Genomic DNA, 18,648 nt, shown 5'->3' on the forward strand with positions numbered 1-18,648 from the left:
CGTTTTTTTTAGCGCGGGGGCGGGCAATCCCCCCCCCCCGGGTTGGGGGGGGGGGGGGGGGCCCCCCCCCCCGGCGGGGGGGGGGGGGGGGGGGGGCGCCGCGTTATGCCGAGGCGCCCCCTCACCCGACCCGGCTTCGCTTTCGCTTCGCCGGGTCGACCTCTCCCCGCAAGCGGGGAGAGGTGAAGCTGTGCTCGGAGCCGGCGCAGCAACGGAACCAATCTCCCGCGCTGCGATTTGCTTGGGTGATCCGCCGCCGGCGGAAACCTGCCGCTGCGAAGAGACCTCATGCCGCCTGCCATTCCGACCGCCACCTACCGCGTGCAATTGACCGCCGATTTCGGCTTCGACGATGCCGCCGCCATCGTCCCCTATCTGAAATCGCTGGGCATCACCCACCTGTACGCGTCGCCATTCATGACGGCGCGCAAGGGCTCCACCCACGGCTACGACATCGTCGATCACACCAAGCTCAATCCCGAGCTCGGCGGCGACGACGGCTTCGAGCGGCTGTCGGCGACGCTGAAACAGAACGATCTCGGGCTGATCCTGGACTTCGTGCCCAATCATGTCGGCGTGCATTACGCCGACAATCCGTGGTGGCTCGACGTGCTGGAATGGGGACCGGCCTCGCCGCACGCCGCTTCGTTCGACATCGATTGGGATATCCTGCCGCATCGGCCGCGCGGCGGCGTGCTGCTGCCGATCATCGGCACCTCCTACGGCGAGGCGCTGGAGCGCGGCGACATCGAACTGCGCTACGACGCCGAGCAGGGCAGCCTGTCGGCCTGGTACTTCGAGCATCGGCTGCCGATCGCGCCGCAGCGCTACGGCGAAGTGCTGCGCAACGCGGTGAAGACCGCCGAGGCCGAGGATCAACCCGCCGGCCGCGCCATCCTCGACCTCGCGCAGCGCTATCAGGGGCCACGGCAGCCCGACCGCACAGCGGCGCCCGAATTCAAGGACGCCTTGAAGCGCATTCCGGGCAGCGCGGCGCTCATCGCGCGCGGGCTCGACGCCTATCGCGCCGGCCGCGATCGCCCGACCCAGACCCAGGCGCTGCACCTGCTGCTGGAACGCCAGCACTACAAGCTCGGGCATTGGCGGCTCGCCTCCAGCGAGATCAACTATCGGCGGTTCTTCGACGTCAACAGCCTCGCCGGGCTGCGGGTCGAGGACGCCGGCACTTTCGAGGCGATCCATCAGCTGGTGCGCCGGCTGATCGCCGAAGACAAGTTGCAGGGGCTGCGGCTCGACCACATCGACGGGCTGCGCGATCCCGCGCAATATTTCCAGCGGCTGCGCCGGCTGCTGCGCGAGGCGCGCGGCGACGCCACCACGCCGTTCTACATGGTGATCGAAAAGATTCTCGGCGAAGACGAGAGCCTGCGCCGCTTCACCGGGGTGCACGGCACCACCGGCTATGAATGGATGAACGTGATCACCCAGGTGCTGGTCGACGGCAATGGGCTTCCCGCGCTCGATGAGGTCTGGCGCCAGATCAGCAACACGCCGCCGAAATTCGCCCCGGTGTTGAAAGAAGCCAAGCGCCGGGTGCTGGAAACCCTGCTGCTCAGCGAATTCACCGTGCTGTCGCGGCTGTTGGCACGGATCGCCGGCGGGCATTATTCGACACGGGATTTCTCCGCCGACAATCTGCGGCAGATCCTCGAACTCTACGTGCTGCACTTCCCGGTCTATCGCACTTACTTGACGGCGGCCGGGCCGACCGAACTCGACCGCGAGTTGATCGCGCAGACCATCGAGAAGGCGCGCGCCGACTGGTTCAACGCCGACGAAGGCATCTTCGATTTTCTCCGCGACGTGCTGACGCTGGATCTGATCAAGCCCGGCCGCGCCGCGCATTCCAAGCCGCGGGTGCGGCGCTTTGCGCTGAAGCTGCAGCAGTTCACCGGCCCGACCATGGCGAAGTCGCTGGAGGACACCGCGTTCTATCGCTACCACCGGCTGCTGGCGCTGAACGAAGTCGGCGGCGACGCCGCGGCGAACGCGCTGTCGATCGACAGCTTCCACGAGACCATGCGCAAGCGCGCGATCGATTGGCCGCACGGCATGACCGCGACCGCTACCCATGACACTAAGCGCGGCGAGGATGCGCGCGCGCGGCTGTTGGCGCTCGCCGAAATCCCCGGCGAATGGTCGGCATTGGTGGCGAAATGGAAGCTCCTGAACGCGTCGCATCTGGTCATCAAGGGCGACGCCCGAACGCCCTCGGCGCCGTTCGAATACATGCTGTATCAGGCGCTGCTCGGCGCCTGGCCGCTCGACGGCGATAAGGATTTCCTCGACCGCATGCAGGCCTATGCGCTGAAGGCGGCGCGCGAGGGCAAGCAGGAAACCAGCTGGCTCAATCCCAATCAGGAGTACGAAGAGGGGCTCAACACCTTCCTGGCGCGGATCCTCGATCCAGCCGCGGCCGGAGAATTCATCGGCCAGATGCAGGCGCTGGTGCAGCGCGTGGCGCTGCTCGGCGCGCTGAATTCGCTGAGCCAGCTGACGCTGAAGGCGATGCTGCCCGGCGTGCCGGATTTCTATCAGGGCACCGAGTTCTGGGACACCTCGCTGGTCGATCCCGACAACCGGCGGCCGGTGGATTTTGCCGCGCGCAACAAAGCGCTGCAGAGCCTCGAGCAACCGGATTGGAGCGAGCTCGCCGCGCAGTGGCAGGACGGCCGCATCAAGCTCGCCTGGACCCGGCAGCTGTTGAAGCTGCGCGCCGAACAGCCCGAGTTGTTCCTGAACGGCAGCTACGAGCCGTTGCCGGTCAGCGGGCCGCACGCCGACCGGGTGATCGCGTTTGCGCGACGCCATGAGCGCAACGCCGTCATCGTGGTGGTGGCCAAGGCCATGGCCGCGGCAACCAATGACGGCCGGCGCTGGCCGGCGCCGGCGGCCTTCGAGGGCACGGTGATCGCCGAGCACTACGAGGTCGACGGCGCGCCGCTGCAGCTGTCCGCGCTGTTCGCGCAGATGCCGGCGGCGGTGCGGCCGGCGCGCTTCAAAGGCGCCTTGAGCGCGACCCGGCTGCGCGCCACGCGGAAGGACTGACACCGGCGCCCGCCGACACAAACTCCAAAGGCCGCCCGGGATCGAGGCCGGGCGGCCTGGCGGAGGTCGTGCCGAACACGTAGTTCGGTTCCCTGCTCCGCCGCCTCAGGCTGGCGAATTCGGCTTAACGAAAGCCTACTTTTTGCCGCTTCGCGGGTTCGGACGATTACTTGGGACGATTACTTGGTGCGATTACTTGGGACGATTGCACTCTTCGCGCCGTCATCCCGGGGCGCGAGCAGCGACAGCTGCGAGCGAGCCCGGGATCCATAACCCCTGCGGGGGATATGGATTCCGGACTTGCTCGTTCTTGCGAACTCGCAATCCGGAATGACGGCTGCATTCTGACGGCTATGCCGCAACGAGACAGTGTAGCTGCTCGACGCGACGTCTGTTCAGCGCTTCTTCTCCAGCAACAGATGGCCGCGCTGCTTGATCGCGGACTGCGCCGCTTCGGCGAATTTCTGCAGTAGCCACGGCAGCACGACTTCCAGCCGGACGTGGTCGTCGGCGATGTCGACGCGGCCGGCTGCGGCCTGGCCGAGGGCGCGGACCCGAAAGATCATGCGGTCGCCTTCCCAGCTCTCCTCGTCGACCTTGAGCACCGGAACATTGGTCGCCGCGCGGGAGAGGCCGGATTGCAGCCGGCGCCGGGCTTCCTCGCGGCCGAGCTGATGCGGAATCGAAACGACAAGCGGTGTTGACATAAGCGGTGATCCTTGTGAGGGGCTACTAATCATGTAGGCCGCAACCCGCGAAAAAACAGAGGCGCGCGGTAAACAGAGGTAGGTCAGCCGGTTCAATCGGCGGAACCTTCAATTGAGATGGACGTTTTCGAGTGGTCGCGGCGGGGCATTTGTGCGGACCGTCGGGTTGAGGAGAAGAAAATGTCAATCGGAACAATCATCCTGATCATCCTGGTCATCGCGCTGCTCGGCGGCTTCAGCGGCGTCGGCGGCGGCCCGTTCTACGGCACCGGCTATTACGGCGGCGGCGGCCTCGGCCTGATCATCGTGATCCTGCTGATCCTTCTGTTGCTCGGCAAGCTCTAAGCACCAAAATCTAAGCGCTACGTCGCCCCGCTGGAAGCCAGCTTCTTGAGTGCGGCTTTCAGCGGGGTGGCTGCCTGATCATAATCGGCCCAGGCTTTGGTTTTCGCCAACAGTGCGGGCACGGTGCGTAGTGTAAATCGTTTCGGATCGAGATCGCCTTTCACCTGCGTCCAGGTCAAGGGCATCGACACCGTCGCGCCCTCGCGCGCGCGCGGCGACAGCACCGCCACCGCGGTCGCCATGCGGTCGTTGCGCAGATAGTCCAGGAAGATCTTTCCCTCGCGCAGCTTCTTCGACATGTTGAGCAGATAGCGCTGCGGGCTGTCCTCGGCCATCTGCCGGCACACCGCTTGCGTGAACGCCTTGGCCTGTTTCCAATCGACGTCGTCGGCCTTGCTGAGCGGCGTCACCACATGGAGGCCCTTGCCGCCGGTGGTCTTGCAGAAACTCTCCAGTCCCAACGCCGTCAAGCGCTCGCGCATCTCCTTCGCCGCCGCCACCACCTCGCCGAACCCGACATCCGGCGCCGGATCGAGATCGAACACGAAGCGGCCGGGGACGTCGGGCGCATCCGGCGCGCAATTCCAGGCGTGTAGCTCCAGCCCGCCGATCTGCGCCACCGCGGCCAGCCCCTCGACGCGATCGACCTGCAGATAGGGCTTGCGGTCGCCGGACACGGTGACCAGCTCCAACAGGCTCGAGGTGCCCGGCATGGCGTGGCGCTGGAAGAACTGCTCGCCCTTGATGCCGTCCGGCGCGCGCACGATCGAGCATGGCCGGCCCTTGATATGCGGCAGCATCCATTCGCCGACCGCCTCGAAGTAGCGCGCCAGATCGAGCTTGGTCACCGGCTCGCCGTCGCCGGCGTCGGGCCACAGCTGTTTGTCGGGCTTGGAGATGGTGACGCCCATCACCGGCGACGGCTGGCCGGGCCGGGCTTTCGCGGGGCCCTTCACAGGCGTGGCCTTGGTGGATGTAGCCTTGTCGGACGCAGCCTTGGCTTTGCCGCGCTGCGGTTTCGGCTCGGCGATCGCGGTCCTTTTCGGCGTTTCGGCTTCGACCTCCGCGGCCGGCTTGTCCTGCCGCAGCCCCTTGAACGCGGCCTGCCGCACCATGCCGGCGCCGGTGAAGCCGGCGAATTCGATCTCCGCCACCAGCTCCGGCTGCAGCCAATGCACCTCGCTGGTCTTCTTCGGCGCGGTCTTGCCGCCAAACGGGTTTTCGTTCGAAGCATTCGCCTTCAGCGCCGGCATGATCCGCTTCACCATGTCCTGGCCGAAGCCGGTACCGACAATGCCGACATAAGCGAGATGATCGTCGCGGTGCACGCCGACCAACAGCGAGCGGAATTTGCCGGCGTTGCTCTTCCAGCCGCCGATCACCACCTCATGGCCGGCGCGGCACTTCGCCTTGGTCCAGCTGTCGCTGCGCCCGGAGCGATACGGCGCGTCGAGCTTCTTCGAGACGATGCCTTCCAGCGACATCCTGCAGGCCGATTGCAGGATCGCGTCGCCGCCGCTTTCGAAATGCTCGACGTAGCGGATCACGCTGGCCTTGCGGCGACCGCGCGCGGTCTCAAGCATCTCTTGCAGACGTTGCTTGCGCTCGCCGAGCGGCAGCCCCCGCAGATCCTCGCCCTCGGCGAACAACAGGTCGAACGCAAAGCAGATCAGGTTGTCGGTGTTCTCGTCCGACAACGCCGCCTGCAACGCGGCGAAATCCGGCGCGCCGCCGGCATCAAGCGCGACCACCTCGGTATCGATGATGCAATCCGGCAATGCTGCGGCCTCGTCGGCGACGGCCTGGAATTTCCGCGTCCAGTCCAGCCCCTTGCGGGTCTTCAGCGTGGCTTTGCCGTCCTCGACACGCAGCTGCATGCGGTAGCCGTCGAACTTGATCTCGTGGCACCAGCCTTCCGTGCCGGGCGGCCGCTCGACCGAGGTACAGAGCTGCGGGGCGATGAAGTCCGGCATCTTGGCAACGGCTTTCGCCCGCTTGGCCGGTTTGGCCTTCGCCTGCTTGGCTTCGTCCGCTGTCGACTTCTTGGTGGTCGCTTGCTTCGCTGCCGGCTTTTTCGCAGCCACCTTGGCGGGCTTCGCCGCCCGCGAGGGCTTAGCGCGGCGCGCCGTCGGAGTGTCGCGCTCGGCGCGCGCGTCGGCCGCGAGGCCATGATTGGAGTCCCACACCGCGTCCGCCTTGGCGCGCGCGGCGCGCAGCATGAACGGCTTTGGCGCGCGGCCCTTGCCGGCGGCGATCTGTGCCATCGCGCGGCCGGATGCAACCGAAGCGTCCTGCGCGAGGATGTCGTTGGCGGCGCCCTCTTTCGCGTAGTCGTCGCGGTGCTTGATCAACAGCCAGTTGGTGCGCTTGCCGCCGGTGCGGTCGTTGCGCATCCGCACCAGCACGAAGCTGCCCTGCAGCTTCTCGCCATGCAACGTGAATTTGAGATCGCCGGTCTTGAAGCCGCGCTCCGGATCCTCGGCTTCCCAGTAACCGCGATCCCACAGCTGCACCGTGCCGCCGCCGTACTGGCCTTCCGGAATGGTGCCTTCGAAATCGCCGTAATCGAGCGGATGATCTTCGACCTCGACCGCGAGCCGCTTGTCGTGCGGATCGAGCGACGGCCCGCGCGTCACCGCCCACGACTTGAACACGCCGTCAAACTCCAGCCGCAGATCGTAATGCAGCCTTGTGGCGTCGTGCTTCTGGATCACGAAACGCCGCCGCTGCGACGGCGCGACCTTCGCTTCGCCGCTCGGCTCAGCGGTCTTCTCGAAGTCGCGTTTCTTGCGATAGAGCTTGAGGTTGTCGAGCGTCACGGGAAATCCTCTGCGTGCTGGGCGAGCCATTCAACAACTCGGAACCAAAACCCGCAATTGCTGTTGAAGTTCCGCCTTTGCGCGACGCGCCCGTGTCGCGCCGACCCCAGCTCTGGAGACGTTATGGCCACCCCCCGCGCCTACTGGAAAGGCTCGCTGAAGCTGTCGCTGGTGACATGCCCGGTGGCGCTGTACCCGGCATCGACCAGCGTCGAGAAGACCCGCTTCCACATGATCAACGCCGAGACCGGCAACCGGCTGAAGCAGCAGATGGTCGACAAGGAAACCGGCGACGTCGTGAAGAAAGACCAGAAGGCGCGCGGCTACGAGATCAGCAAGGGCAAGTTCATCGAGATCGAAAAGGACGAACTCGACGCGGTGCAGATCGAGAGCACTCACACCATCGAGATCGACAGCTTCGTGCCGGCCGACGAAATCGAGAAGCGCTATCTCAACCACCCGTACTACATCGTGCCGGACGGCAAGGCCGGGGTCGACGCCTTCGCGGTGATCCGCGATGCCATGAAGGACAAGGACCGCGTGGCGCTGGCGCGCATCGTGCTGACCAACCGCGAGCACGTCATCGCCATCGAGCCGTTCGGCAAGGGCCTGCTCGGCACCACGCTGCGCTATCCCTACGAGCTGCGCGACGCCGACGATTATTTCGACGGCATCAAGAATCCGAAAATCTCCAAGGACATGATCGAGCTGGCGTCGCACATCCTGGACAGCAAGGCGGCGCATTTCGATCCGTCGAAATTCAAGGACGATTACGAGACCGCGCTGAAGGCGCTGGTGAAGCGCAAGGCCGCCGGCAAGCCGTTGAAGATCGCCGAGCCCGAGGAGAAGTCCGACAACGTCATCAGCCTGATGGACGCGCTGAAGCAGAGTTTGAAGGGCGGCAAGGGCAGCAAGGCCGACGCCGCGGCACCACGGCGCGCCCAGCCGGCGCGGCGCGGCCGGGCGGCGAAAGCGCAACGCGCTCCGGCGCGACGTCGCAAGGCGAGCTGATCGGCGAATAGCGCTTGGTCATTTCCGAACGATGGCCGTCCGCCAAATTGCGCCGCGATGCATTTCCGCGCAGTGTAATTGGATACACTAAATCCACACCGAACCGTCATTCCGGGGCGCGAGGGCGATAGCCCGAGCGAACCCGGAATCTCGCAACAGGTATGACGCCTTCCAGCGCAGCAAGATTCCGGGTTCGCTCGCAGCTGAAGCTGCTCGCGCCCCGGAATGACGGTGGCATATTTTGAAGCGCCGGGGCGGCTGATAACACAGTTCACGCCCGGCAAAAGTCTTTGCCGAGGTCTGCTACTTCGAGGCCCTCGCCTTCGACTTCTTGGCTTTGGATGTCTTCGCCTTGGATGTCTTCGCTTTGGATGTCTTGGCTCCGGCCTTCGCCGTCGAGGTCTTGCGACCAGATTTCTTGGCAGCGGCGTTCTTCGCGCCGGATTTTTTGCCGGCCTTCTTGGATGTCTTCTTCGGCGGCACCTTCTTGCCTTCGGCGCGCGCCTCCGACAGTCCGATCGCGATCGCCTGCTTGCGGCTCTTCACCGTCTTGCCGGAGCGGCCGCTCTTCAACGTGCCCGCCTTGGTTTTCTTGACTGCGCGCTCGACTTTCGCCGCCGCCTTCTTCGAGTACTTCCGGGCCATGCTGCGCTCCTCCGTTGTCCGGACTAATTTCCATCCATACCGATGGTTCCGTGACCGCAGCCAGAGCTAAGCGCAGGATGCAACAGGCGATCGAAGTAGTCTTGCGCGAGACTGCTCTGCCGGACAGCTGCTGCACGCATCCCAGGAGTCGCAGACCCGCGATCGCATCGCGCACGCTGCCCTAGGCGGCGCGGTTGCCGGCGCCGAGATGGCGGAGCTGATCGCTCAGTCGGAGCCGGCTTCGAGCTCGACCGCGCCGAGCTTCTCGATCAGAAACACGATGCGCCGTTCGCCGCGTTCGCGGATTTCGACGCGATCACCTGTTTCGATCACCAGATTAGGAATATCGATGACAGACAGAGGATCGGTGCAGCAGACCTCCAGGAGGTCGCCGCTGTGCATGGTCTTCAACGCCTTGCGGGTACGCAGGGCGGGAAGCGGGCATTTCAGCCCGGTGAGATCAAGCGTTGTCGTGGTCATGAAATGACGATGGCGAAGGACCGCGGCCGCGTCAATCATCTTGGCCGTTGATCTATCGTAGTGCTATCAACGGCGCCGCATGACCCAGCCTGCCGACGACCTTTCGACGATTCCCGCGGTGATTCTCGCCGGCGGCTTGGCGCGCCGGCTCGGCGGCGGCGACAAGCCGCTGCGCAGCATCGCCGGCCGCAGTCTGCTGCAACGCGTGATCGCGCGGCTGATGCCGCAGTGCGATAGCCTGCTGCTCAACGCCAACGGCGATCCGGCGCGATTCGCCGAGTTCGGCCTGCCGGTGGTCGCCGACAGCGTCGCCGGATTCGCCGGGCCGTTGGCCGGCGTGCTGGCCGGGCTCGACTGGGCGGCCGCGCACCGCCCCGAGGTCCGCTTCCTGCTGAGCGCGCCGGCCGATTGTCCGTTCCTGCCGCGCGATCTTTTGGCGCGGCTACAGCGCGCGCTGAGCGAACAGCACGCGCAATTCGCGGTGGCTGCGTCCGGCGGCCGCTCGCATCCGGTGGTCGGGCTGTGGGACGTCGGCGAGCGCGAGCGGCTGCGCACGGCGCTCAGCGACGAAGGCCTGCGCAAGGTCGGCGCATTCCTCGCGCGCTATCAGGTCGCCACCGTGGCGTGGCCGACGCAGCCGTTCGATCCGTTCTTCAACGCCAACACCAGCGACGACCTCGCCGAAGCCGAAGCGCTGGCCAAGCTCGATCGCGATTGATCGACTACGAACGAAACAGCCGGGTGTATTGCGCCTCGTGGCGCATCCCGGCGAGATCGGCGCGAAACGTCGCGCCGCCGAGATCGTCGAGGCTTGCTATCAAGGCGCGGGCGCCGGTGCCGATCACCACCGGCTCGAGGGCCGCGATCAAACGCTGACTGGCGGTCTGCCCGAGCGGCACGAGCCGGGAGCCTGCGGAAATCCAGTTCGACACCACCGCGTGCAGAAAGCCGTGCAGCGTCGCGGCGAGCGGCACACCATGCGCGGCGCTGACCAGGCCGACCGCGACCGGATAGGCGGTCATGCCGTCACAAGCGCTGATCGCCGCATCGAGGCGCGCGCTGTGCCAGGCCGCGCGGGCGATCTCGATGAACGCTCGACCTTGCGCCGTGGTCTCCAGATGGCGCTCGCGCGACGGCGCGTAAGCACAAGCCAGCTCGGCGACCTCGCCGAGCGCGGCGTGATCCTGCGCGGCGGCGGCGCGATGCGCATGCGCCAGCAACACGGCGTCGCAGAAGCCGGCGCCATGACGCAGCATCGCGCAAAGCCAATCCTGCAGCGTCGGCGCGTCGACGATGTCGCCCGCCTCCACCGCCCATTCGATGCCGCTGGAATAGGAAAACGCGCCGACCGGAAACGCCGGCGACAGCCAGGTCATCAAGCGATAGAGAGCAGCGCCCTGCGCGGCCGACAGCGCCGCGTCGGCCGGCGCGGCCTCGTCGGTGCTACTTGTGGTCGTGAGCATGGGCGAGGCCGTGATGATCATGGCCGCAATGCTCGTCGTGGACGTGGTGATCGTCATGCGCGTGCGCAGCATGGTCGTGCGGCGCGTGATCGTGGTGGGCATGGTCGTGGTGCGCATGATCGTGCTGCGCGTGCTCGCCGTGATCATGATCGTGGTGGGCGTGATCATGATGCGCGTGATCGTGCCCGGAATGATCATGGCCGGGCTCGGCCGGCTGCGCGTAGGCACCGCCTTCCGGATCGAACGGCGCCTCGATCTCAACGATTTTCGCGCCGAGCCCTTGCAGCATCGCCTCGATGACGTGATCGCGGCGGATCCGCAGGCCCTTTGCCATCAGCTGCGTCGGCAGGTGGCGGTTGCCGAGATGCCAAGCGACGCGGACCAATTGCTGCGGATCCTTGCAGCGGATTTCGATCAGCGGCTCGGCGGCGGCCACCACTTCGATCATGCGGCCATCTTCCAGCACCAACGCGTCGCCGCCGCGCAGCGCCACTGCGTGTTCGAGATCGAGCAGGAATTGCAGGCCGCGGGTGCCGACCATTGCGGTGCGCCGGCGATGCCGGTCGTCGAAATCCAGCACCACGGTGTCGGCCGCGGCCTCATTCCAACGATGCTGGCCTTTGACGTGCGTTGCGCGGATCATTTGTCTCTCACTGTTCTCGACCTGATCGCCGCCGGCGACGGCTCGACGATTGCAGCAGGTCAGCTTCGCCCGTCGCTTGCGGCCGGCCGGACAATACGGGCTGGGCGGTCGGGATTGAAGCGATTGTTTTGCGGCGTCCGCGCCTGCTGTGTCCCGGACGCGGTGCAGCGCCTTGGCGCTGCGCCGTGAGCCGGGACCTTTGCAAGCGCCGCGTTGCGTAACGGCCCCGGCTCTGCAGCGCACCACGCCGCTTCGCGGCGCGCTGCCCTGCATCCGGGGCACGCAAGCCTCAATACGAACCTCAATACATGAAATAGCGCTGCGCCATCGGCAGCACCTCGGCCGGGGCGCAGGTCAACAGTTCGCCGTCGGCGCGGACCTCGTAGGTCTCCGGATCGACCTCGATGTCGGGCGTGGCGTCGTTGTGGATCATGCTCTTCTTGGAAATTCCGCCGCGGGTGTTCTCCACCGCGTAGAGCGCTTTCTGGATGCCGAGCTGCTTGGCGAGGCCCTCCGCCACCGCGGCCTGCGAGGTGAACACCACCGAGGAGGCGAACAGCGAGCGACCATAGGCGGCGAACATCGGCTGGTAATGCACCGGCTGCGGGGTGGGGATCGACGCATTCGGATCGCCCATCGGGGCCGCGACGATCGAGCCGCCCTTGATGATCAGGTCCGGCTTGACGCCGAAGAACGCCGGCGACCACAGCACCAGATCGGCGAGCTTGCCCTGCTCGATCGAGCCGATCAGCCGCGACACGCCGTGCGCGATCGCCGGATTGATGGTGTATTTGGCGATGTAGCGCTTGACCCGGAAATTGTCGTTACGCGCGCTATCCTGCGGCAGCGAGCCGCGCTGCTTCTTCATCTTGTCGGCGGTCTGCCAGGTGCGGATGATCACCTCGCCGAGCCGGCCCATCGCCTGACTGTCCGACGACATCATCGACAGCGCGCCGAGGTCGTGGAGAATATCCTCCGCCGCGATGGTCTCCTTGCGGATCCGGCTCTCGGCGAACGCCAGGTCCTCGGCGATCGACGGATCGAGATGGTGGCACACCATCAGCATGTCGAGATGTTCGTCGATGGTGTTCTTGGTGAACGGCCGGGTTGGATTAGTCGACGACGGCAGCACGTTGGCAAGCCCCGCGACCTTGATGATGTCCGGCGCGTGGCCGCCGCCGGCGCCCTCGGTGTGGAAGGCGTGAATGGTGCGGCCCTTGAATGCCTTGATGGTGTCCTCGACGAAGCCGCTTTCGTTCAGCGTGTCGGAATGGATCATCACCTGGACGTCGTAGTCGTCGGCGACGGTGAGGCAATTGTCGATCGCCGCCGGCGTGGTGCCCCAGTCCTCGTGCAGCTTCAGCGCGCAGGCGCCGGCCTCGATCATCTCCTTCAGCGCCGCGGGCTGCGAGGCGTTGCCCTTGCCGGCCAGCCCGAGATTGACCGGAAACGCGTCGAACGACTGGATCATCCGGCCGAGGTGCCACGGCCCCGGCGTGCAGGTGGTGGCGAAGGTGCCGTGCGACGGGCCGGTGCCGCCGCCCAGCATCGAGGTGACGCCGCTCATCAGCGCGTGCTCGATCTGCTGCGGGCAGATGAAATGGATGTGGCTGTCGAAGCCTCCGGCGGTGAGGATCTTGCCCTCGCCGGCGATGATGTCGGTGCCGGGGCCGATGATGATGGTGACGCCGGGCTGGATGTCCGGATTGCCGGCCTTGCCGATCGCGGCGATGTGGCCGTCCTTCAAGGCGACGTCGGCTTTGACGATGCCCCAGTGATCGACGATCAGCGCATTGGTGATCACGGTGTCGGCGGCGCCGTGCGCGTTGCTGACCTGGCTCTGCCCCATGCCGTCGCGGATCACCTTGCCGCCGCCGAACTTCACCTCTTCGCCGTAGTGGGTGAAATCCCTCTCCACCTCGATGATCAAGTCGGTATCGGCGAGCCGCACCCGATCGCCGGTGGTGGGACCGAACATGTCGGCATAGACGGAGCGCGGGATTTTCACGGACATGGCTAGGTCCTTGCTAAGTTTTGAGCGACCGGAATGGGAGGGTCCGGGCAGCCTTCTTGTCGAACGTCATGGTCGCTTCGCATCCGAAGGCAAGGTTGAGTTCACCGATCATACAGTCGGCAAAGTCGGCAAGCCCTTTGCCGTATTGCTCCACCGCGCGCTCGATCGACGGAGCAAATGGCAGGACGAACTCCGGGGCCGCAACGATGCGCTGCAATCGCGCATGGATCGCCGTTCGATCGAGCCCGAACGACGCGCGCAACGCCCAGACGAACTCCACCAACACCACCGGATTGATGAACACGCTGCCTTGCGATCGAACCAGGTTCCGTGCCGCAGTGGTCTGAGCGGCGTTGTCGGCCGTCTCGAAGAAGCGCAGCAGAACGTTGGTATCGATCGCGATCATCCCCGCCGCCTGCCCGGTCGCGGGAATTTCTCGATGATCGTCGCGGCGATCGCATCGTCGATATCTTTCCTCGTCCCCGGTCGTCCGCGTGACGGCAACTGCAGCTCGTCGAAATTCTCGAAAATGCTGCGGCGCTTCACCGCGGTGACCGTGAGTTTGCCGGACGCAGACAGATCGAAGTCGAGGCGATCACCAGCCGTCACCCCCAAGCGCTCGCGGATCGAGGCCGGCAAGGTAACCTGTCCCTTCGACGTAACGGTTGCAGAGGCCTTGTAAGACATCGCTGAAACTCCTTACATCTAAGGTAGTCCTTACACCGCGGCCCATCAAGCCTTGTCGAGCTTCCCCATCACCTCGCCGCGGAAGCCGTAGACCTCGCGCTTGCCGGCCAGCGCCACCAGCTGCACCTCGCGGCTCTGGCCGGGCTCGAAGCGCACCGCGGTGCCGGCGGCGATATCGAGCCGCATGCCACGGGCCTTGGCGCGGTCGAATTGCAGCGCCGGATTGGTCTCGAAGAAATGGTAGTGCGAGCCGACCTGGATCGGCCGGTCGCCGGCATTGGCGACGCTCAGCGTCACGGTTTCGCGGTCGGCGTTGAGCTCGATCTCGCCGTGCTGGATCAACAGTTCGCCGGGGATCATGGGGTGTTCTCCTGCGGGCTCATGGTTCGAGACGCCCGGCTGCGCTCTGCGAGCTTCGCCGGGCTCCTCACCATGAGGACATCAACCTGGGTGGACCGAAGCGACCGAAGCACATCGGCGACCTACCTGATCGGCTGGTGCACGGTGACGAGCTTGGTGCCGTCGGGGAACGTGGCCTCGACCTGGATGTCGTGGATCATTTCGGCAATGCCGTCCATGCACTGCGCGCGCGTAATCACCTCGGCGCCGGCCTGCATCAGCTCGGCAACGCTGCGGCCATCGCGGGCGCCCTCGACGATGAAATCGGAAATGATCGCGATGGCTTCGGGGTGGTTGAGCTTGACGCCGCGGGCGAGGCGCAGCCGCGCCACCATCGCCGCCATCGAGATCAGGAGTTTGTCTTTTTCACGGGGGGAAAGATTCATGCGGACACTCGATCGATCACTAAGCTAGCCACAGCCGCGGCAACGCGGTGCCGCTGGCACAGCCGAGCACCGCCATCATGTCGGCGCGCAGCCGCGCGCCATCTTGAGCACAGAACCGCGCCATTGCAATTCCATTCCAGGCGGAAATCCCGACCTCGCCGCGAAAGCGCGGCGCGGTGTCGCGAATTCGTTGCACCAGCGCTTCGTCGCCGGGCACGATCAGCGCAGTGCCGATCGCCGCAGCGCCACCCGCGACCGCCGGCCGCGCCAGCATCATGCCGATGTCGCCGTCGAGCCGCACGGTTTCGGCGAACACCAGTTTGCCGCCGCGACGCAGCCGCCAGCGGTCGACGAATTCGCCGGACAGCATCTTTTCGCCCATCGCGGCGCGGCCGAACACCACGATCTCGCAGAGCAGCAGCGAGGCGCTGTCGGCCAGATCGATGTCGATGCTGCGGGTCACCCGCGCGCGATCGAACAGGATGGTCTCCTGCGGCAGCCAGCAAAGATGCGCGTTGGCCTCGGCCTTCAGCGCGATGCGGATCTGCGCCGGTGCGGCGGCCGCGCGATAGACTTTCTCGGCGGCCGCGGTGGTCAGCGTCAGCCGCGTGCCGGCGCCGGCCGCGATCTCGCTGTCGAAGCGATCGCCGCCGGCGATGCCGCCCGCGGTGTTGATGAACACCGCCGACAGGCCGTCGGCCTCAGGCGACGGAAACCGCACCCGCAGCGAGCCGGATTCATGCAGCCGGCCGCGGCGGGTGACGCCGTCCTCGCGCTTGACGTCGAACTTCACCGCGCCCTGCGCGCGGTTGGCGGCGAAGATCGCGGCGGCGGCGGTGTCGAGGGGCATCACAGGCCGGATGACTTCCGCGGCAGCGCGACAGCGGCAGCGTGCTCCCTCTCCCCGCTTGCGGGGAGAGGGTTGGGGTGAGGGGGCGTCGATTGATGGGCGGACTCGTTGAAAGGCCCCCTCACCCGGATTGCTTCGCAATCCGACCTCTCCCCGCAAGCGGGGAGAGGTGAGGCCGAAATCGTGTCACGCCATTCCGCGATCATCAACTTCCTACAGCGCCATCTGGCGGCTGATCTCCGCGGGATCGAGGCTGGCACGATCGCAGGAAAACTTCACCGCGCCGCGGTCCATCACGGCGAAATTGTCGCCGAGTTCGCAGGCGAAGTCGAGATACTGCTCGACCAGCACGATGGCGATGTTGCCGAGCCCGCGCAAATAAGAAATCGCGCGGCCGATGTCCTTGATGATCGAGGGCTGGATGCCCTCGGTCGGCTCGTCGAGCAGTAGCAACTTCGGCCGCATCACCAGCGCGCGGCCGATCGCGAGCTGCTGTTGCTGACCGCCCGACAGATCGCCGCCGCGTCGGCCCAGCATCGTATTCAACACCGGAAACAGCGCGAACACGTCGTCCGGAATGGTCTTGTCGGCGCGCTTCAGCGGCGCGTAGCCGGTCTTGAGGTTTTCTTCCACGGTGAGCAGCGGAAAAATCTCGCGGCCCTGCGGCACGAACGAGATGCCGCGGCGCGCCCGCTCATAGGGCTTCAGCTTGGAGATGTCGTGGCCGTCGAAGCTGATCGTGCCGCTTGAGATCGCCTGCTGGCCGACCAGCGCGCGCAGCAGGCTGGTCTTGCCGACGCCGTTGCGGCCGAGCACGCAGGTCACCTTGCCGGGTTCGGCCGCGATCGAAACGCCGCGCAGCGCCTGCGCCGCGCCGTAATACAGGCTGATGTTGTCGACGGTCAGCATGGCTTGTCCTCAAGGGGCGAGTGGCGAATAGCGAATGGCGAATAGGGAGTAGCGAGTGGCGTAGAAAACGGTCAATTCCGAAAAGAGCAACGACTTAAATTCCGCTATTCGCTACTCCCTATTCGCTATTCGCCCCCCTCTCATCGCCCCAAATACACTTCGACCACGCGATCGTTGGCCGAGACCTGATCGATGGTGCCCTCGGCCAGCACCGTGCCTTCGTGCAAACAGGTGACCTTGACGCCGAGTTCGCGCACGAAGGTCATGTCGTGCTCGACCACCACCACGGTCTTGTGGTCGCGGTTGATTTCTTTGAGAAGCTCTGCCGTCTGATGGGTTTCGACGTCGGTCATGCCGGCGACCGGCTCGTCGACCAGCAACAGCTTGGGATCCTGCGCCAGCAACATGCCGATCTCGAGCCACTGCTTCTGGCCGTGCGACAACGAGCCCGCGAGGCGATCGCGCGCGTCGGTCAAGCGGATGGTCTCCAGCACGCGCTCGATGGTCGCGGCCTCCGCCTTGCTCTGGCGCCAGAACAACGTGCCGCGCACCCGATGATCGACGTTCAGCGCCAGCAGCAGATTGTCCTCGATGGTCTGGCTTTCGAACACCGTCGGCTTCTGGAATTTGCGGCCAATGCCGAGTTCGGCAATCTGGGTCTCGTCGAGCTTGGTGAGGTCGACGCTGCCGTCGAACAAGACCTCGCCCTGGTCGGGCTTGGTCTTGCCGGTGATGATGTCCATCATCGTGGTCTTGCCGGCGCCGTTGGGGCCGATGATGGCGCGCATCTCGCCGGTAGCAAGCGTCAGCGACAGGTTGTTGATGGCGTGAAAGCCGTCGAACGAAACGTGGACGCCGTCGAGATAGAGCATCGATGGCGTCGAGCGGGTTTCCAGCATGCTCATCGGCTCACTCCGCCATCTTCGGTTCGATCACGCCGTCTTCGCGCGCAGCACTTTCGGCATTGGCATTGTCGCGCTTGGTCTTCCACGGCTCCCACCAAGCGTTGAAGGTGCCGATGATGCCCTTCGGCAACAGCAGCGTCACCAGGATGAACAGCGCGCCGAGCATGAACAGCCAATAGGGCGCCAATGGCCCCGAGGTGAACACGGTCTTGGCGTAGTTCACCACCACGGCGCCGAGTGCCGCGCCGATCAGGGTGCCGCGACCGCCGACCGCGACCCAGATCACCGCCTCGATCGAATTGCCCGGCGCGAATTCGCCCGGATTGATGATGCCGACCTGCGGCACATAGAGCGCGCCGGCGACGCCGGCCATGCAGGCCGACAGCGTGAACACGAACAGCTTGTAGGATTCGACGCGATAGCCGAGGAAACGCGTGCGGGATTCGGCGTCGCGGATCGCGATCAGCACCTTGCCGAGCTTCGAGGTCACGACCGCGCGGCAGATCAGGAAGCCCAGCGCCAGCGCCAGGCAACTCAACGCGAACAAGGCGGCGCGGGCGCCGTCGGCCTGCACGTTGAAGCCGAGGATGTCCTTGAAGTCGGTGAGGCCGTTATTGCCGCCGAAGCCGAAATCGTTGCGGAAGAACGCCAGCAACAGCGCGTAGGTCATCGCCTGGGTGATGATCGACAGATACACGCCGGTGACGCGGGAGCGGAACGCCAGCCAGCCGAAGCCGAACGCCAGCAGCCCCGGCACCACGATCACCATCAGCGCGGCGAACCAGAACATGTCGAAGCCGTACCAGTACCACGGCAGCGATTGGTAGTTCAGAAACACCATGAAATCCGGCAGCACCGGGTTGCCGTAGACCCCGCGCGGACCGATCTGGCGCATCAGATACATGCCCATGGCGTAGCCGCCGAGCGCGAAGAACGCGCCGTGGCCGAGCGAGAGAATGCCGCAATAGCCCCAGATCAGGTCGATCGACAGCGCCAACAGTGCGTAGCAGACGTATTTGCCGAACAGCGCCATCAGATAGGTCGGCACGTGCAGCGCCGAGCCTTCCGGAAACAGCAGGTTGGACAACGGGAGAAGGATGCCGACCGCGGCGACGATGATCAGGAAGATCGTGGCGCTGCGATCGAGGGTGCGGGTCAGGATGTGGGGGGTCATCGGCCGCCCTTGCGTCTGTCATCCTTCGAGGCCCGCGCTACGCGCGCGCGCCTCAGAGCCTGTGAATCTTTCATTTTGGTTGGCATGTCTGCTTTGGCATGATTCAATTTTGCAGCGATCAGGGAGTTGCTGCGATGGCCGA

At 65.5% G+C, this 18,648-nt stretch carries 19 protein-coding genes; 4 read left to right on the plus strand and 15 right to left on the minus strand.

The features are described from left to right. Positions 1–288: 288 nt before the first annotated feature. Positions 289–3,069 (plus strand): malto-oligosyltrehalose synthase, encoded by a 2,781-nt coding sequence (gene treY, locus HNR60_RS23520; RefSeq protein ID WP_184262775.1) that lies wholly within the window; start codon positions 289–291, stop codon positions 3,067–3,069. Positions 3,070–3,464: 395 nt separating this feature from the next. Here the strand turns inward: treY and HNR60_RS23525 are convergent, their stop codons facing one another. Next, positions 3,465–3,776 (minus strand): polyhydroxyalkanoic acid system family protein, encoded by a 312-nt coding sequence (locus HNR60_RS23525; protein ID WP_184262777.1) that lies wholly within the window; start codon positions 3,774–3,776, stop codon positions 3,465–3,467. Between the two features lie 180 nt (positions 3,777–3,956). On the opposite strand from HNR60_RS23525, the gene HNR60_RS23530 reads away from it, so the two are divergent. Continuing rightward, positions 3,957–4,121, plus strand: a complete 165-nt coding sequence (locus HNR60_RS23530) for a DUF3309 family protein (RefSeq protein WP_011474101.1) — start codon at positions 3,957–3,959, stop codon at positions 4,119–4,121. 17 nt (positions 4,122–4,138) lie between these two features. Here HNR60_RS23530 and ligD read toward each other — a convergent pair whose 3' ends face one another. Next, positions 4,139–6,940 (minus strand): DNA ligase D, encoded by a 2,802-nt coding sequence (gene ligD / locus HNR60_RS23535; RefSeq protein WP_347339374.1) that lies wholly within the window; start codon positions 6,938–6,940, stop codon positions 4,139–4,141. A 123-nt stretch (positions 6,941–7,063) separates the two neighbouring features. On the opposite strand from ligD, the gene ku reads away from it, so the two are divergent. Then, positions 7,064–7,951, plus strand: a complete 888-nt coding sequence (gene ku, locus HNR60_RS23540) for a non-homologous end joining protein Ku (RefSeq protein ID WP_184262781.1) — start codon at positions 7,064–7,066, stop codon at positions 7,949–7,951. A gap of 303 nt (positions 7,952–8,254) precedes the next feature. Here the strand turns inward: ku and HNR60_RS23545 are convergent, their stop codons facing one another. Then, entirely contained in the window at positions 8,255–8,596 is a 342-nt protein-coding gene (locus HNR60_RS23545; protein WP_184262783.1) for a DUF6496 domain-containing protein, read from the minus strand. 225 nt (positions 8,597–8,821) lie between these two features. Next, entirely contained in the window at positions 8,822–9,076 is a 255-nt protein-coding gene (locus tag HNR60_RS23550; protein ID WP_184262819.1) for a sulfurtransferase TusA family protein, read from the minus strand. Positions 9,077–9,155: 79 nt separating this feature from the next. Here HNR60_RS23550 and mobA point away from each other — a divergent pair, with 79 nt between their 5' ends. Then, the gene (gene mobA / locus HNR60_RS23555) at positions 9,156–9,794 is read left to right on the plus strand and encodes a molybdenum cofactor guanylyltransferase MobA (RefSeq protein ID WP_184262785.1); all 639 of its coding nucleotides are present in this window, start codon (positions 9,156–9,158) and stop codon (positions 9,792–9,794) included. Positions 9,795–9,798: 4 nt separating this feature from the next. Here mobA and HNR60_RS23560 read toward each other — a convergent pair whose 3' ends face one another. The 11 genes from HNR60_RS23560 to urtC form a co-directional block, all read right to left on the minus strand. Next, on the minus strand, positions 9,799–10,539 hold the full coding sequence (locus HNR60_RS23560; protein ID WP_184262788.1) for an urease accessory UreF family protein: 741 nt from the start codon (positions 10,537–10,539) through the stop codon (positions 9,799–9,801). Then, positions 10,520–11,182 (minus strand): urease accessory protein UreE, encoded by a 663-nt coding sequence (gene ureE, locus HNR60_RS23565; protein WP_184262790.1) that lies wholly within the window; start codon positions 11,180–11,182, stop codon positions 10,520–10,522. The genes HNR60_RS23560 and ureE overlap by 20 nt, the downstream gene beginning before the upstream one ends. 301 nt (positions 11,183–11,483) lie before the next feature. Beyond that, complete coding sequence (gene ureC / locus HNR60_RS23570; RefSeq protein WP_184262792.1) at positions 11,484–13,196, minus strand: urease subunit alpha; 1,713 nt, start codon at positions 13,194–13,196, stop codon at positions 11,484–11,486. 13 nt (positions 13,197–13,209) lie between these two features. Then, positions 13,210–13,602 (minus strand): type II toxin-antitoxin system VapC family toxin, encoded by a 393-nt coding sequence (locus tag HNR60_RS23575; RefSeq protein ID WP_184262794.1) that lies wholly within the window; start codon positions 13,600–13,602, stop codon positions 13,210–13,212. Next, positions 13,599–13,883: an AbrB/MazE/SpoVT family DNA-binding domain-containing protein gene (locus HNR60_RS23580; RefSeq protein ID WP_184262796.1), complete on the minus strand. Its 285-nt coding sequence runs from the start codon at positions 13,881–13,883 to the stop codon at positions 13,599–13,601. Before HNR60_RS23580 ends, HNR60_RS23575 begins: the two co-directional genes overlap by 4 nt. Before the next feature lie 45 nt (positions 13,884–13,928). Beyond that, positions 13,929–14,243: an urease subunit beta gene (locus tag HNR60_RS23585; RefSeq protein WP_184262807.1), complete on the minus strand. Its 315-nt coding sequence runs from the start codon at positions 14,241–14,243 to the stop codon at positions 13,929–13,931. A 122-nt stretch (positions 14,244–14,365) separates the two neighbouring features. Continuing rightward, a complete protein-coding gene (locus HNR60_RS23590) occupies positions 14,366–14,668 on the minus strand; it encodes an urease subunit gamma (protein WP_184262809.1) in 303 nt (100 codons plus the stop codon). 19 nt (positions 14,669–14,687) lie between these two features. Beyond that, positions 14,688–15,518 carry an urease accessory protein UreD gene (locus HNR60_RS23595; RefSeq protein ID WP_184262811.1) on the minus strand — a complete coding sequence of 277 codons (831 nt, stop codon included), beginning with the start codon at positions 15,516–15,518 and terminating at the stop codon, positions 14,688–14,690. Between the two features lie 213 nt (positions 15,519–15,731). After that, positions 15,732–16,427, minus strand: a complete 696-nt coding sequence (urtE, locus tag HNR60_RS23600; RefSeq protein ID WP_184262813.1) for an urea ABC transporter ATP-binding subunit UrtE — start codon at positions 16,425–16,427, stop codon at positions 15,732–15,734. Between the two features lie 140 nt (positions 16,428–16,567). Next, complete coding sequence (gene urtD, locus HNR60_RS23605) at positions 16,568–17,332, minus strand: urea ABC transporter ATP-binding protein UrtD (protein ID WP_184262815.1); 765 nt, start codon at positions 17,330–17,332, stop codon at positions 16,568–16,570. A 4-nt stretch (positions 17,333–17,336) separates the two neighbouring features. Further along, positions 17,337–18,506: an urea ABC transporter permease subunit UrtC gene (gene urtC, locus HNR60_RS23610; RefSeq protein WP_184262817.1), complete on the minus strand. Its 1,170-nt coding sequence runs from the start codon at positions 18,504–18,506 to the stop codon at positions 17,337–17,339. Between the last annotated feature and the right edge of the window lie 142 nt (positions 18,507–18,648).

The sequence above is a fragment of the Rhodopseudomonas rhenobacensis genome (assembly GCF_014203125.1).
In the GTDB taxonomy this organism is placed as follows: Bacteria; Pseudomonadota; Alphaproteobacteria; order Rhizobiales; family Xanthobacteraceae; genus Rhodopseudomonas_A; species Rhodopseudomonas_A rhenobacensis.

Coding starts and splice junctions, on each gene's coding strand:
- treY (WP_184262775.1), top strand. CDS start 289: ATGCCGCCTGCCATTCCGACCGCCACCTACCGCGTGCAATTGACCGCC.
- HNR60_RS23525 (WP_184262777.1), bottom strand. CDS start 3,776: ATGTCAACACCGCTTGTCGTTTCGATTCCGCATCAGCTCGGCCGCGAG.
- HNR60_RS23530 (WP_011474101.1), top strand. CDS start 3,957: ATGTCAATCGGAACAATCATCCTGATCATCCTGGTCATCGCGCTGCTC.
- ku (WP_184262781.1), top strand. CDS start 7,064: ATGGCCACCCCCCGCGCCTACTGGAAAGGCTCGCTGAAGCTGTCGCTG.
- HNR60_RS23545 (WP_184262783.1), bottom strand. CDS start 8,596: ATGGCCCGGAAGTACTCGAAGAAGGCGGCGGCGAAAGTCGAGCGCGCA.
- HNR60_RS23550 (WP_184262819.1), bottom strand. CDS start 9,076: ATGACCACGACAACGCTTGATCTCACCGGGCTGAAATGCCCGCTTCCC.
- mobA (WP_184262785.1), top strand. CDS start 9,156: ATGACCCAGCCTGCCGACGACCTTTCGACGATTCCCGCGGTGATTCTC.
- HNR60_RS23560 (WP_184262788.1), bottom strand. CDS start 10,539: ATGCTCACGACCACAAGTAGCACCGACGAGGCCGCGCCGGCCGACGCG.
- ureE (WP_184262790.1), bottom strand. CDS start 11,182: ATGATCCGCGCAACGCACGTCAAAGGCCAGCATCGTTGGAATGAGGCC.
- ureC (WP_184262792.1), bottom strand. CDS start 13,196: ATGTCCGTGAAAATCCCGCGCTCCGTCTATGCCGACATGTTCGGTCCC.
- HNR60_RS23575 (WP_184262794.1), bottom strand. CDS start 13,602: ATGATCGCGATCGATACCAACGTTCTGCTGCGCTTCTTCGAGACGGCC.
- HNR60_RS23580 (WP_184262796.1), bottom strand. CDS start 13,883: ATGTCTTACAAGGCCTCTGCAACCGTTACGTCGAAGGGACAGGTTACC.
- HNR60_RS23585 (WP_184262807.1), bottom strand. CDS start 14,243: ATGATCCCCGGCGAACTGTTGATCCAGCACGGCGAGATCGAGCTCAAC.
- HNR60_RS23590 (WP_184262809.1), bottom strand. CDS start 14,668: ATGAATCTTTCCCCCCGTGAAAAAGACAAACTCCTGATCTCGATGGCG.
- HNR60_RS23595 (WP_184262811.1), bottom strand. CDS start 15,518: ATGCCCCTCGACACCGCCGCCGCCGCGATCTTCGCCGCCAACCGCGCG.
- urtE (WP_184262813.1), bottom strand. CDS start 16,427: ATGCTGACCGTCGACAACATCAGCCTGTATTACGGCGCGGCGCAGGCG.
- urtD (WP_184262815.1), bottom strand. CDS start 17,332: ATGAGCATGCTGGAAACCCGCTCGACGCCATCGATGCTCTATCTCGAC.
- urtC (WP_184262817.1), bottom strand. CDS start 18,506: ATGACCCCCCACATCCTGACCCGCACCCTCGATCGCAGCGCCACGATC.